This window comes from Synergistaceae bacterium, from assembly GCA_031272035.1.
Taxonomy (GTDB): domain Bacteria; phylum Synergistota; class Synergistia; order Synergistales; family Aminobacteriaceae; genus JAISSA01.
The window spans coordinates 1-14,250 of sequence record JAISUO010000047.1 but is presented as its reverse complement, the minus strand read 5'-3'; the positions used below and the strand labels follow the sequence as shown (position 1 = coordinate 14,250).

Annotated in this window: 13 protein-coding genes; all 13 read right to left on the bottom strand. The window is 54.3% G+C overall.

What is annotated here, in order from left to right; genetic code table 11:
* Window positions 1-4 precede the first annotated feature (4 nt).
* Window positions 5-1,630: an ATP-binding cassette domain-containing protein gene (locus LBR61_05755; GenBank protein ID MDR1731582.1), complete on the bottom strand. Its 1,626-nt coding sequence runs from the start codon at window positions 1,628-1,630 to the stop codon at window positions 5-7.
* Window positions 1,631-1,651: 21 nt separating this feature from the next.
* Window positions 1,652-2,950, bottom strand: coding sequence for an ATP-binding protein (locus tag LBR61_05750; GenBank protein MDR1731581.1), 1,299 nt, complete (start codon window positions 2,948-2,950; stop codon window positions 1,652-1,654).
* Window positions 2,951-2,996: 46 nt separating this feature from the next.
* A complete protein-coding gene (ilvB, locus tag LBR61_05745; GenBank protein MDR1731580.1) occupies window positions 2,997-4,676 on the bottom strand; it encodes a biosynthetic-type acetolactate synthase large subunit in 1,680 nt (559 codons plus the stop codon).
* Between the two features lie 22 nt (window positions 4,677-4,698).
* The gene (gene ilvC / locus LBR61_05740) at window positions 4,699-5,709 is read right to left on the bottom strand and encodes a ketol-acid reductoisomerase (GenBank protein MDR1731579.1); all 1,011 of its coding nucleotides are present in this window, start codon (window positions 5,707-5,709) and stop codon (window positions 4,699-4,701) included.
* Window positions 5,710-5,777: 68 nt separating this feature from the next.
* Window positions 5,778-6,314, bottom strand: coding sequence for an acetolactate synthase small subunit (gene ilvN / locus LBR61_05735; GenBank protein ID MDR1731578.1), 537 nt, complete (start codon window positions 6,312-6,314; stop codon window positions 5,778-5,780).
* Between the two features lie 513 nt (window positions 6,315-6,827).
* Window positions 6,828-7,814, bottom strand: a complete 987-nt coding sequence (locus LBR61_05730; protein ID MDR1731577.1) for an autoinducer 2 ABC transporter substrate-binding protein — start codon at window positions 7,812-7,814, stop codon at window positions 6,828-6,830.
* A gap of 64 nt (window positions 7,815-7,878) precedes the next feature.
* Complete coding sequence (locus LBR61_05725) at window positions 7,879-8,835, bottom strand: ABC transporter permease (protein ID MDR1731576.1); 957 nt, start codon at window positions 8,833-8,835, stop codon at window positions 7,879-7,881.
* The gene (locus LBR61_05720; protein MDR1731575.1) at window positions 8,832-9,755 is read right to left on the bottom strand and encodes an ABC transporter permease; all 924 of its coding nucleotides are present in this window, start codon (window positions 9,753-9,755) and stop codon (window positions 8,832-8,834) included. The genes LBR61_05725 and LBR61_05720 overlap by 4 nt, the downstream gene beginning before the upstream one ends.
* A gap of 47 nt (window positions 9,756-9,802) precedes the next feature.
* Window positions 9,803-11,308, bottom strand: coding sequence for a sugar ABC transporter ATP-binding protein (locus LBR61_05715; GenBank protein ID MDR1731574.1), 1,506 nt, complete (start codon window positions 11,306-11,308; stop codon window positions 9,803-9,805).
* A gap of 10 nt (window positions 11,309-11,318) precedes the next feature.
* Window positions 11,319-12,260: a carbohydrate kinase family protein gene (locus LBR61_05710; protein MDR1731573.1), complete on the bottom strand. Its 942-nt coding sequence runs from the start codon at window positions 12,258-12,260 to the stop codon at window positions 11,319-11,321.
* A gap of 82 nt (window positions 12,261-12,342) precedes the next feature.
* A complete protein-coding gene (gene pgsW, locus LBR61_05705) occupies window positions 12,343-13,431 on the bottom strand; it encodes a poly-gamma-glutamate system protein (GenBank protein MDR1731572.1) in 1,089 nt (362 codons plus the stop codon).
* Window positions 13,432-13,442: 11 nt separating this feature from the next.
* Window positions 13,443-13,904 carry a poly-gamma-glutamate biosynthesis protein PgsC/CapC gene (locus tag LBR61_05700; GenBank protein ID MDR1731571.1) on the bottom strand — a complete coding sequence of 154 codons (462 nt, stop codon included), beginning with the start codon at window positions 13,902-13,904 and terminating at the stop codon, window positions 13,443-13,445.
* The coding region (locus tag LBR61_05695; GenBank protein ID MDR1731570.1) for a hypothetical protein at window positions 13,901-14,250 on the bottom strand (350 nt) is incomplete at its 5' end. The genes LBR61_05695 and LBR61_05700, both read right to left, overlap by 4 nt.

Genomic DNA, 14,250 nt, shown 5'->3' with positions numbered 1-14,250 from the left:
TTTATTATCGAAATCTGTCTTCGCGATTCTCACCGGCCAGAAGGAGTCTTTCTGTAACGCCGATGCGCTCCAGGAAACGGCTGTCGTGGGAAACGGCGATGAGAGCGCCGGTCCAGGCGTTCAGAAGTTTTTCCACTGATTCCACGGAGTCCGCATCCAAATGGTTGGTGGGCTCGTCCAGGATCAGAAGCTGTGGAGGCGGATCGCCATGAAGCGCGCAAAGCAGGGCGACCTTCAGACGTTCGCCTCCGCTCAGCAGCCCCGCCGGCATTTTCATCCGTTCCCCGGCGACGCCAACCTGAGCGAGGCGGGCGCCGGCTTCGCCTTCGTCGAGGTTTTTCCCCGCTCCCCCGGCACGCAGCAGCTCAAGAGACGAACGCTCCTCCTGTCCGTCCGCAAACTGGTTCAGCATGGCCCAGGGGACTTTCACTTCACAGGTTCCCTGCAGGGGGGAAATCTCGTTCGTCAGAATACGCAGCAGGGTCGTCTTGCCGCTTCCATTCGCGCCTTCGACGGCGAGGCGCAGAGGCCCCCTTATCGTCCGGTCGATGGGAGCCCTGTGAGCTCCATAGGGAAGAACGACGCCTTCCATCCTCAGTACGACTTTGCCATCCGGAACGGAACAGGCGGGAGGGATGAGAACCACCGCGTCCTCGATTCCGGCTTTTAAAAAGGCTTCCTTTTCGGCTTCGGCCAGGGCTTTCGTTTTATCGGTTTTCAGCCTGTTCAGTTTGCCCGTCGTTTTTTCAGCCGTATTTCTCATGGCGTGCAGCAGGGCTCTGGGGGTATCGTGAAAATCCCTGAGCCTGTTTCCGGCGGCTGCGCGTTTTCTCTGACGATCGGCGACGAGCCGCAGCTGGGAGGCAACCTGTTTGCGCTCCGCTTTGGCGTGATTCAGGCGGTCCAGAGCCGCCGCGCGCTCCTGCGCCTTCAGCTCCCGGTACAGGGAATAATTGCCGCCATAACTTTTGAGCCCGCCGGGGGGCGGAGAAAGCTCCACGATGCGTTCCATCTCTTCGAGGAGCGCCCGGTCATGACTGACGACCAGCAAATCCTTTTTCCAGGTGTTCAGGTATTCCGTCAGAGCCGCTCGACTGGGGGCATCCAGGTGATTGGTGGGCTCGTCCAGGATGAGAAAATCCGCTTCGGAGAGAAACGCGCCGACGAGAGCGGCCCTTGTGCATTCTCCCCCGCTCAGAGTCGGAGCCGGAGTGTCCAGGGTCAGGTGAGGCAGGCCCGCAAGACTGAATTCGCGAAAGGCGCGTTCCTCCAGATCCCAGTGCCCTTCCGCCCGTTCCAGGTCTTTTTCCGTCGCTTCTCCCTTTTCAGCTTTTCGCACGGCGTCCAGCGCGGTCGAGGCTCCGATCAGGTCGGCAACTCTGTCGAAATGCGCCGGATTCAGCATCTGGTCGAGATAAAAAACGATTCCTTCACGGATAATTTTGCCGGAGGAAGGAGACAGCAAACCCGCCATGATTCGAGCCAGGATCGTTTTCCCCACGCCATTCCGCCCCACAAGGGCGGCGCGTTCTCCTCCTTCGCCCGCGCCGCCGCCAAAACTTTCGTTGAGACGATCCAACAGCAATCGTCCATCCGGCAGAACGAAGGAAACGTCGCGCAGCGAAATCATTCGAACACCTGCACTGTTTCCTTAATATTCTGCCAGCAGGTTCTGCACGAACTGTCTGGCCGTTCTGCCGGTGAAGCTGCCTTTGCCCAGCTCCCAGCGCATGGCCAGTATTTCCAGCTCCGTATCGCTTATGGACAGGTTCAGTCCCGATTCTTTTGTCAGCTCCTGGATGAGAGCCTGAACCATTTCCATGTACTCTTTTTTCCCCACCGAGCCGTACCAGAGGGTGACGCCGAACCGGTCCGCCAGAGAGAGCTTCTCCTGCAACGTGTCTCCTCCGTGTACGTCGTCGCCGGAGGCCCTGCCCCGGTCGGCCCAGACCTCCCGAACAATGTTTCTTCTGTTGGACGTGGCGTAGATGACGGTGTTTTCCGGTTTTGGCTCGATTCCCCCTTCAATGAGGGCTTTCAGATGCTTGTACTCCGTCTCAAATTCCTCGAAGGACAGGTCGTCCATGAACAGGATGAACCGGTAATTGCGAAACCGTATCCGGTCCAGAATCTCGGGAATGTGGATGAACTGGTCCTTTCGCGCCTCGATGATACGCAGACCCCGCCGGGCGAATCCCGGCTGGTTCAGGAGAGCCCGCACGGAGGAGGATTTGCCCGTTCCGCTGTCGCCAAAAAGCAGCACGTTGTTCGCTGTTCTGCCGCTGAGAAAAAGCTTCGTGTTGCTCAGAAGCTCTTTCTTTTGAGTTTCATAGCCCACCAGAGAGGTCAGAGACAGGGGATCCAGCTCTTTCACCGGCGTCAGGCCGTGACCGTCCGACCAGCGAAAGGCCCGGTTCAGCGAGAAAAAACCCGAACCCCAGGTCCTGTAAAAATCGACGAGGGCCTGACAGACATCCTCCGGTCCTGTGGATTTTCCGAAGGCCTCCGACAGGCGCGAGAGGCCCTCCATAACTTCGCTCTGTCCTCTCGAAAGGCGAAAGGAACGGCTCCCCGACGGGACATAATTTTCCAGAGGACGCAGGAACTGAAATCTTTCTTCGGAGCGGACCAGATGCCGCGCGAAGGAGATAACCTCGTGAAGGTCCTGGAGTTCTGCCGCGGCCAGCGCGGCGATGGAGCCCGAAGGCGCTTCCCCCAGCTCCGAAATCTGTCCGAGAGGATTTTCGTCCTCGGCCAGCAGCAGCGCGAAGAAGGCCTCCCATATGTCCCCTCTGAGCGAATATCGCTCGGCTTCGGCCACGATTTCCTCCGCCGCCTGAGAGACGAGGGCAAAAACGTCATCTCCGGCTTTTGGCGATCGGGCCTCTTTAAGCCTGAAAAACGCGTCATATCTTAGAGCATGATCAGATCGATTACGGAAAAACAGCAAGGCGGTCCCTCAATTCTCAGTTATAATTTAACTCGTTTGAACGGATTCAGTTCAGAAGCATGTTGGCCAGCGACTCTCCCGCCGGAACCATGGGAAACACGTTCTCAGTCTGGGGGATGGGAAAATGAACCAGAACCGGCCCCGGAATTTCGAAAGCCCGTTTCAGAGCGATCCTGATTTTTTCCGGAGAGGACACGGAAAACGCCTCGACTCCCATGCCCTGAGCGATTTTTACAAAATCCGGCTGTCTGGCGTAAAGGGTTTGGGAATAACGGTTGCTGTAAAACAGCTGCTGCCACTGCCGCACCATTCCGAGACAGTTGTTGTCGAAAAGCAGCACCTTGACCGGCAGGTTGTAACGCGCGCAGGTGTCCAGTTCCTGAATGTTCATCATGGCGCTGCCGTCTCCCGCTATACAGGCGACGGGCAGACCGGGGCGTCCGAAATGAGCCCCGATGGACGCCGGGATGCCGAACCCCATTGTGCCAAGCCCCCCGGAGGTTACAAACGAGCGCGGAGAGAGGGCTTTGTGATACTGCGCCGCCCACATCTGATGCTGTCCCACTTCTGTGGTTACGATCACATTTCCCTGAGTCACGTCGTCGAGGGCCTCCAGGATTTGCCGGGGGTGGATCAGGTCGTCCGAAACGTCGGGCTGCGCGCTCTCCGCCGCGATTTGCCGGATCTTTTCCCTCCAGTTCCGTCGGGAGGCGGAGTTGTGGCCGGCGGCCTCCCGGGTCAGCAGACGCAGCACCCTGTCCGCGTCTCCAATGAGGTAAACGTCGGCCTTGATGTTTTTGCGGATTTCGGAGTTGTCAATATCGATGTGCAGCACACGGGCGGTTTGCGCGAATTCGGAACTTCTGCCGGTGCTGCGGTCGCTGAAGCGCGTTCCCACGGCGATGATCAGGTCCGCCGTCATGATCGCCTGGTTCGCGGCCGCGCTGCCGTGCATTCCCATCATTCCGATGAAGTTCGGGTGATCGTCGCGAATCGCTCCTTTGCCCAGAAGAGAGGTCGCCGCCGGTATTTCCAGCTCTTCGGAAAAATTTCTCAGGGAGTCGAAGGCCCGGGAAAGATTGACGCCGTTGCCCGCCAGCAGCACGGGCCGTTCCGCGTCGCGGATCAGCTTCACTCCCTCGTCGAGCCGCGAAAGGTCCTCCGGCAGTTCCGCGGAATATCCGGGATAGCTGACTCCCGGCCGGGAAGGGCGCCGATATTCCCCGACGGCTTTCTGAACGTCCAGCGGCAGGTCCAGGACGACGGGGCCGGGTCGTCCGGTGGAGGCGATAAAAAAGGCGTCCTGCATCATGCGGGGAATATCCTCAGGGCGCCGGGCCTGCATACTGTGTTTCACGATGGACAGGGAAATTCCCATCATATGCGCTTCCTGAAAGGAATCCGTGCCAATGGATGCCGTCGACACCTGTCCCGTTATGGCCACCATCGGAGAAGAATCCCGGTGCGCGGTGGCCAGTCCGGTGACGAGGTTGGTCGCTCCGGGGCCGGAAGTGGCGATGCAGACTCCCACCTCGTCTCCCACTCGGGAAAATCCGTCCGCCGCGTGAGCCGCCGCCTGCTCGTGGCGAACCAGCACGTGTTGCAGCGAAGCATCGTAAAGAGCGTCATAAAGAGGAATGACCGTCCCCCCTGGCAGGCCGAAAACGGTTTTAACTCCCTCGTCCTCAAGCGATTTTACCGTGATCTGAGCACCGGTGAGTTCCACGACGATCTTCCTCCCTGCGGCCTCAATATTCCGGCGCTTCTTTCGTGTCGAGCCAGGACATCATGCCGCGCAGATCTTTGCCCACTTTTTCCAGCAGTTGTCCCCGTTCCTGGACCAGCCATTTTTTCATTCCGGGCCGCCCGGCCATGTTTTCGAGAATCCAGTTTTTCGCGAAAGAGCCGTCCTGAATTTCCCTCAGAATGTCCTTCATGACGGCGCGGGTGTGGGCGTCGATCACCCGTTTGCCCGATATGCTGTCTCCGTACTTTGCGGTGTCGCTGACGGAATAGCGCATCCAGGAAAGCCCGCCCTCGAAGATCATATCGACGATCAGCTTCATTTCGTGCAGGCACTCGAAATAGGCGATTTCCGGCTGATACCCCGCATCCACCAGCGTTTCGAACCCCGCCTTGATCAGCTCCGTCACGCCTCCGCAGAGGACGGTCTGCTCTCCAAAGAGGTCGGACTCCGTTTCCTCGCGGAAGGTCGTCTCCAGAAGGCCGGCCCGTCCCGCGCCGATTCCCGATCCGTAGGCGAGGGCGATTTCCATGGCTTTGCCCGAAGCGTTTTGATGAACCGCGACCAGAGCGGGAACGCCCTTGCCCTCCGTGTACATGCGACGGACGATGTGTCCCGGCCCTTTGGGCGCTACCATGAAAACGTCGTGTTTTTTCGAAGGCGTCACCTGCCCGAAATGAACCGCGAAACCGTGGGCAAAAGCGATCGCCGCGTTTTCTTTCATGCCGGGGGCGACGAGGCGGTTGTAGATGTCGCTCTGGATATGGTCCGGCATCAGGAACATGATGATGTCCGCCCGGGACGCGGCCTCCGGAACGGAATAAACTTCGAAACCGTCCTTTTTGGCCGTTTCTCTGGATTTGCTGCCTTCGTGCAGACCGATGATGACCGACACTCCACTCTCCTTCAGATTCAGCGCGTGAGCGTGTCCCTGACTTCCGTAGCCCAGAATCGCCACGGTTTTGCCCCCAAGCAGTTTCAAATTTGCATCTCTGTCGTAATATACCCTTGCCATTTCAGAATCTCCTCTCATAAGTTATACATTGGCTTCTTAATTAACATTTGATTGAAAGCAATTTGACGTTATGCATTGACTGCGCGCGGATAAGACGGCAGCTGTGCGAAAACGTCGCCGGCGCGGGTTTCGTCGCGTCGGAGGGCCACTGAGCCGGAGCCGGCCGTTTCGATGATGCCGTAGGTTCGAAACGCCTCCGTGCAGGCATGAATCTTGTCTTCGTCCCCCGTGATTTCGAAGGTCAGGGCATCGACGCCGAAATCGACGACGCGGCACCTGAAAACGTCAGCGATTTGTAGAATGTGAGGTCGCGTTTCCATGGTCGTTCGAACCTTGATCAGCGAAAACCACCGTTCGACAAAACGGCCCCTGTGGTTCAGATTCTCCACGGAAATCACTTCGATGAGCTTGGAAAGTTGTTTTTCGACCTGTTCATGGGCCCATTCGTCCGCGTCGATCATAATCGTGAAGCGTGATATTCCCGCGTTGTCCGTGGGGCTGACGCTCAAACTTTCTATGTTGTAATTCCGTCTGTAGAACAGACTTGCAATTCTCATCAGCACTCCTGGAGCATCCTGTGTCAAAACGCTGAAAGTACACCTCATTGTCGTCTCCTCCGTTCAGTTCAGTCTCGTTTTAAGATGGTATAAAAAAACCGGGGCCCTTTTACGGGTCCCGGTCTGGAGTCTTTTCTTCACATCACGGCGCTTAAACGCCGACCACCCCAACTGAGGACCCGCGAATAAGCAAGCTAATAATAATAACGAGGACGACATTCATGGAAATACCCCGCTGGTTCATCGACAGGCCCCTCCTTCTTTCAAAAATGGCGACGCTTCAAAAACAAAAATCACATTTGACTTAACAATTCAGAAAAATTATCAAAGGTTATATTATTTAATAGTGCATGATTCTATTCGCCCAAATCGATTTTGTCAAGCCCTCCAAAAATGCTTGTTGTTCGTCTGTGATAATGTCCTCCTGTAACTCGTCAGGGAAAATGTCCCTTGCAGGTTCTCTCAATGATGAATGATAAAAGAACCATGAGCGCGCTTCTGCCATGGTTCCTCATTGAAATGCTGCTTTTACCTCAGTTTGACGGGCTTGGACTCTGCTGCTCAGAAAGTGAACTGGTCGACGTTATCGGCTGTCACGATGGTCATGCCGGTCCAAATCCGCTGCCCCTCAACCGTCAGTTTTCCTATTTTGGGCAATGTGACACCGCTTTCGATTGGTTGTTTGTTCCTTAGCCTGTGAATGACGTGAACACTGGTATAACCCAGTTTTTCAGATTCCCAGGAAAAAATTTGCTCAAGAGTTCCGCTCTTGATGTATTTGCGGCAATTACTGGGAAAACCTACGCCGGTTACAATGATCTGGCCCTTTTTAAGTTCTCCGGCGGCTATCGCCTGTTCAATCACTTCTGCGGCTGCAGGCGGTTGACCTCCCGTAAATCCAAGAATCCCCTTGAGGTTCGGATAGGTCTTAATCAAGGTTGTGGCATTTTCGTAAGATTTCTGCATGTCGTTGTTGGAAGGAAGCGTCGCCACTACCGTGATATCCGGGTACTTCGAAAGTTCTTCCTTCGCCGCATTCATAGTAGCAACCTGATTTTCAGCTGCCAGTCCGCCGCACATAAAGGCGATTTGTCCCCTGTAATCGATTTTTTTCGCGATGTAGTCCGCCATATCCTTTCCGTTCTGCTGGTCAGACGCCGGACCGATGTAATAGGCTCGTTTTGACTCCGGCGCGTCCGAGTCAAAAGTGACGACCGTTACGCCTTCATCAATGGCGTCAGCGATGAGCGGCTTGATGGCCTGCGCGTCGTTCGGCGAAATCGCCAGTCCCTGTATTCCCTTCGACAGCATATCTTCAATCATATTGATTTGTTTGGAAGATACCGCTTCCGAGGGGCCGTTGAAAATAACGTCCACTCCCAGTTCTTTCCCTGCGGTTTTCGCTCCCTGTTCCGCCAGGGTCCAATAAACAGGCCCTAAAGTTTTAGGGCAGATGAAATAGGTGTCGGCTGCCCCGCTTTGCGCGGCGGTCTCGGCGATGCCCATCACTGTCAACATTAAAATTCCCAGCCATACTTTGCGTTTCATTATTTTCCCTCCTCAAGATAATTCTAAATAATAATGATCAATACCCTGCCTGCAGACATACCTTTCACTCTCGTCTCTCTTTGGTCCAGTTCGCCGCATTGAGCGCTATGACCACCCCCAATACGATATCCTGGTAAATTGCGGGAATGGCCAGCTGATTGAAGCCATTCCTCATGATTCCAATGCACATGAGGCCCAGGAAAACTGAAAAAATGTTCCCGCTGCCGCCATGCAAACTCAGGCCTCCCAGAAGACAGGAAGCCAGAATGTCCAGATCGTAGCTGTGCCCGGTAGTAGCCTCGGCGCTTGCCATTCGTGAAAGCAGAAAAAAACTCGCGAAGGCGATCATCATTCCGTTTGCGGTAAAAAGCAGAAATTTGATTTTGCCGACTTTAATCCCGGAAAACCTGGCCGCTGTTTTATTTGCTCCAACAGCTGTTATCTGAAGGCCGATGTTCGTTTTTTCCATGATGACCCATGCAATGATAACTATGACAATAAGGCACAGAAACGACAAAGGCAGGATATTCCAGAAACGCATACGTCCCACGGCCAGAAATTCATCCGAAAAGCCGCTGATGGGATATCCTTTTGTGAGAACATAACACATCCCTCGCAGCAAAATCAGAAGCCCCGCGGAGGCCACCATGCCTTCCAGCTTAAGTCCGGCCACCATAATCCCGCTGATCGCGCCGATAAATGCCCCGGCAAGTATCGTCAGCAGTCCGGCGTGATACATGTTCATGCCGCTTTTCAGTAACAAACCCAACACGACGCAGCAAAAACCCAGGGCAGAGCCCATGGAAATGTCTATGTCTCGCGAAAAAACCAAAAAAGCCACCGTGATAACGATCATACCCGTTTCCGCCGTCTGACGCATGATGTTCAGGAAGTTACGCCTGGAGAGGAAACTGTCGGACATACAGGCAAAAACAAAGATCATCGTTATCAGGAGCGTCAGCAGTATCCATGTGATTCGGTTTCTGTCCCGGAAAAAAGAATTGATGCTCAGGTTATTCATTTCTTTTCTCCTCTTTGTGAATAGTTCTCAAGATAAGACAAAACGAGAGCAAACACGATAATCGCTCCGGTGATGGCATCTGCCCAATGTTCTGAAATTCTGGAGATAATCAGCCCGTTTCTAATAATCTGCATTAAGAGAACACCCATGCCTGCGCCAAAGATGTTGCCCTTTCCGCCGTTAATATTAACTCCGCCAATCAGCGCCGCCGCCAGAAGATCTCCTCCGGTGTTCAAACCTGTGGTGTCCGCGCTGACCGTTCCCACCATGGAAGCGTATATCGTCCCGCTCAGGCCAATTAAAGCGCCGCTTATCATGTAAACATTCATTCTGCAGGCAGCATAGTCGATGCCGAACAGCCTGGCGGCCTCCGGATTTCCACCTGCGGCGTAAAGTTTTCGTCCTGCGTTGAAATTGTTGAGGATATACTGCGCACTAAACGCCAGCGCGATCCAGAGGACGAAGTGCATCGGGATGCCTCTCCAGGTGGTCTGTCCCGGCCATTTGAAGGTATCGGGAAAGTCGGATATCCAGACGCCGCCGGTGGCGATTGCGCACATGCCTCGAAGCACGTACATGCTCGCTAAAGTCGCGATAATCGGGGCAATGCGCAGATATGCAATAAGGAAGCCATTGACGGCTCCGCACAGAATCCCTGTTGACACACTAAGTAATATAACCAGAATTACAGGGAGTCCATGATTTACCAGGATTCCGGAAAAACAGGCGCATACCGCCAAAATCGCGCCCATCGAAAAATCTATACCCCCCATGATAAGGCAGGTCGTCAGACCGATGACGCATATTCCGTTGATCGCGGCCTGAGAAAGAATGATTCTGAAATTCGGCAGAGTACAAAAATTGCTGTCCGGTATCGACGAAAAAACCGCAATCACCAGGGCGGTGAAAAGCGTAACCAAACATTCCTGCCGCAATAAAAAAGCATATTTCTGTCTGCTCCAATTAATCACCGGCTCTGCACATCCTTTCCGGAGGCACATGCCAAAAGACGTTCCTGAGTACATTGGTCAGACGGTATCTCAGCTGCGACGCGGCCTTTATTAATCACCAGGACTCGATCGGCCATTCCTGCGATTTCCGGAACTTCTGAGCTGATGAAGAGAATGCCCATCCCCTGCGCGGCCAGACGGTCTATTTGAGCGTAAATTTCGGCTTTCGCTCCAACGTCAACACCTCTTGTGGGTTCGTTGAGGATAAGAACGCCGGGTTCTGTCTCAAGCCATTTTGCCAGGACCACCTTTTGCTGATTCCCGCCTGACAGGAAACGGATCTGCTGTTTTCCATCCCTCGTTTTGATATTGAAATTCATGATCGAGCGAGCCGCTGTTTTCCCGATTTCCTTTTTTCGCAGAAAAAGTCCTGCAAAACTGTACTTTTTGTATGAACTCAGGATGAGATTATTTTCCACAGAAAACTCCGTCACGATCCCTTCGTTGCGCCTGTCCGAAGGAACATAGGCAAGACCGTTCCGAATGGCTTCGGAGGGTCCCGTCCCGTTCAATCTTTTTTCTTTGACCCATATTGAACCTTTCGATATTTTACGAAGTCCGAAAAGACATTCCGCAAGGTCCGTTATGCCAGAGCCTGCCAGACCGTACAAGCCCAGAATTTCGTAAGAACTGAGCTGAAAAGAGACATCCTGGAGCCATCCGGAAGTCAGCTCTTTTACTTCCAAAACTGTTTCTCCTCCTGCGTGTTTGTTGCGCGGATAATAGTTTTCAATTCTGCGGCCTACCATCAATTCGACAATATCATGAATCTCGGTGTCAGCAACCTCAAGCTCCCCGACGTTCTCTCCGTCCCGAAGCACCAGGACCGTGTCGCATATTTGCCGTATCTCGTTCATTCGGTGGGAAACATAAATGACAGCCACACCTTGCGCTTTTAAGGCTCGAACGATTTCGAACATTTTTTGAACTTCGCCTTCCGTCAAAGCCGCGGATGGCTCATCCATAATGAGAACTTTCGCGCTGACGGAGACGGCGCGGGCAACTTCCACGATCTGCCGTTCGCGAATACGCAGAGACAAAACCTGAGCGTCGGGATCGATATCCGTTCCAAGCCGCTGCAACAGGGAGCGGGCATCCTCCCGCATCCGCTTTCTGTCAATTTTTCCGAGAGAGCTTCGGTATTCTTTCCGGTCAAGATAAATGTTTTCATAGACGCTTAGATTGGTGAACAGGTTTAGTTCCTGATGCATAATGGCGATACCGGCGTGCAAAGCCTGTAAAGAGTTCGCGTACGCGACGGGTTGATCGTTCAGGAAGATCGTACCGGAGTTCAGCTCATAAATGCCGGCAATAACTTTGACCAGGGTGGATTTTCCCGCGCCGTTCTCTCCCACCAGGCCCATGACCTGTCCGGGGCGCAGAGCAAAATTGACGTTTTTCAGCGCCTGATTGCCAGCAAAGGATTTGCAGATATTTTCCCCTCGCAGCACGTATCCACTCATGATCTCATCCTCACACGACAGCCGACTTTATCTCGTGTTGATCCAAAAATCCGGAAATTTCTTCTATCGTGGCCGCACCGCTTTTCGGGCCCATCAGGGTGACCGCCCGCGCTCCGGCAGCGTTCGCCATTTTTGCCGTACGTTCAAGAGCCCATCCATTCAGACAGCCATATATAAAAACGCTGTTGAAAGAATCTCCGGCCCCGGTAACGTCCACCACGCTCACGCGATGGCCGTCAACATTTATTTCGCGGTCTTTTGTAAAAACTCTGCATCCTTTTTTGGCCAGCGTCAGCACGACAATACGCACTCCTGCGTCTAACAACCCTGCAATCGCCTGGTTTACAGGCAGGGACAAATCAGAGGCATATTTCTCGATGCCCCATTCGTTGAAGAAAAGCAAATCCGCCATTTTGATCAAATACTGGTCTTCAATTCCGCCGTTAAACGCAGCCGGTTCCATGTCCCAAACCAGCTGCACTCCTTTTGATTTCAGAGATTTAAGAAGCGTTTCACATTCACGTATTTTTCTGATTTCTGGCAGGATGCTGTATACCACGGCTGCTTCTTCAAATAATCGAACCTGTGCTGGCGACAGGTCAATCGGTGGTTTATTCTTCGAGACGAAAATAGTTCTTTCTCCGCCCACGAGAATAATGGTGGTTTCGCTCTCAATACTCTCGTCGCCTGGCGTCACATAATCGGTACAGACTCCATACCTGTCGAGTTCCTGGACGATCTGCTCTCTGAGTCCGGGTTTCACCGTATCTATCAAATATGTCGGAATGCCGCAGGAGGCCATGACACAGGCAGCGTTCGAGATCAGCCCTCCGACCTTCGTTCCGATTTTTTTGACCATGACCTTATCGCCCAAAGCAGGCCAGGAAAGAGACTCGTAGTAAGTATCCAAAGAAGAAGATCCAATGGCCACAACGTATTTTTTATTTTCCATGTCCATGTCATCCTTTTTTATTATATTTTGGCGCACAGCCGGATGTCAAGAAGAAGAGCTGAAATGTGCCCGTCAGGCTCCTTCAGTCTTCCCAGATCCAGCGTTTGTGTGTGCTCAGAACAAAGACGAAGAGCAGCAGGCCGGCAATGGCAGGACACAGTGAACGGACCTGCGCAAAGACCGGACGTCGTTTGTAAAAATCCAGGTTCACGCGATCGGCCAGGGCGTGCAGGTTCAGGAGATGCAAAACGGGATAACCCCGCTGAAGGGCCAGCGCGATGATGCCATTGCCCGCTTCGAGGCGGTCGCCGGGATCCAGCAGACCGGGGGGCAGAGCGATTGCGGAGGCGTCGTGCCCCAGCGCGGTTTCCGAGCCTCCAATGCTGATCAGGAGCTTCGCCTTTGGACGATCCGGCGCTTCTGTCAATGACATTTTCAGGGCGAGGGTGGCCTCGAAGGAGGAGGTGCGGACAATCTTTCCCCCATTTTCACGTACAGCCTTCTCCAACACCGTTATTCCCTCTTCGAAGATGCCGCCTCCGTTTTCTCCATTACCTCCGCCGAGAGTATAAAAAAAGGGGATCGTTTTCAAAAATCCGCCGTTTCTCAAAATTTTTTCCAGTACCGGCCAGGGCGCTTCCGGACGATTGGCTCCCCAGGTCGAAGCGCCCAGAGAAACCGCCAGGTCGATCTGGAGTCCCCGGGTTTCGGCGGCGGCGAGGACGGAAAAAAGCATTCCGGGGAACGAGGCGGAGGAAAGCACGACAATCCGGTCTTCCGATGTTATTCCCAGTCGATCGAACCAGCGCAGCGTTTGTACCGCCCACAGAGGGTCACAGGCGCTGCGCTTCGATTCCAGACTGCCGAGGGTGGTCGTGATCGGGCTCCATTCGACGCCGATGAATCCGGTTTTGTCCACGTCCTCTTCAGGGTCGAGCTCAATACCCCGCCGAAAAAGTTCCTGCCAGAGATAATCCTGCGCCCTGCGAACCCGGTGGAAAAGTTCCGTTTCTTCAAAAGAAACTTTTTGGTTGGAGTTATAGGGGTTCTGCGAATCTTTTTCCTTCTGAAACCATAAAAAGCCCTCAAGCGACAACAGGATGAGAGTCAGGGCAATCAGCCGAGCAGGGGAGGAGCGGTCAAAAAAAGGATTTTTTCGCCTGTCGGTCATTTTTTTGCCCCTCACAGTCCCGGCAGTATCCGCTTCAGCAGAGTCATGCCGAACACGGTGACGAGTGTACAGGCGATCACGCCGCAGAGCGTCATGCCGAGCCCCTGACGTTCGCCGTCTGCGGCGATCAGGCCAGGGACGACCCAGCCCGTCTGACGAAGTCCGGGAGGCAGCAGAAACGCGAGCCCGATCTTCGCGGCCAGGGCGAGGAGCATCGCGGCGCCGACGCGCTCTCTTCCATAGAGTCTGAAAGTGCGGGCCGCCAGAGCCAGAGGGAAGGTCAGAGCCGTTCCCAGCAGAAGAGAAAAAAGAATTCGAGCCGGGTCGGAAATGCAGAGAGCCAGAATCCCCGGAGTGATGATGCCGCCGCAGCTCCAACCCGTTCGGCGGCTCCAGACGAGTCCCGTCAGGATGCCGAGAGCTACGGTCAGGCTTTGCGTTTGTGTGAACGAAAAAAGTGCGTTGGGGATCATTCGCCTGTCCTCTTTTGTTCGTTTCGTTCTTTCTGTTCAAGCAGAAATTTCAGCGGCCATCCGGCCACGTTCCCGCAGGCGAAGATGCGTCCGCGTCCCCTGCGCCAGGCGGCGAAGGACGGAGGATCTGTGATCCTGTCGTTCCACAGAACAGCTCCGCTGGGGAAAAGGGGCCGGCGCTGCCGCGTAAACACCGTCTCTTTCCAGGGGCGCTCTTCAATCCAGGTCCGGAAGTTTTTCAGCCGCGCTTCACGGTCGGGCCGATGATGGTAGAGAAGGATCGTTTCCTCAGGCTGCCAGCCGGTCTCTTCAAAAAGAAGGCCGGTACTTTCAGGATCGTTGGCGG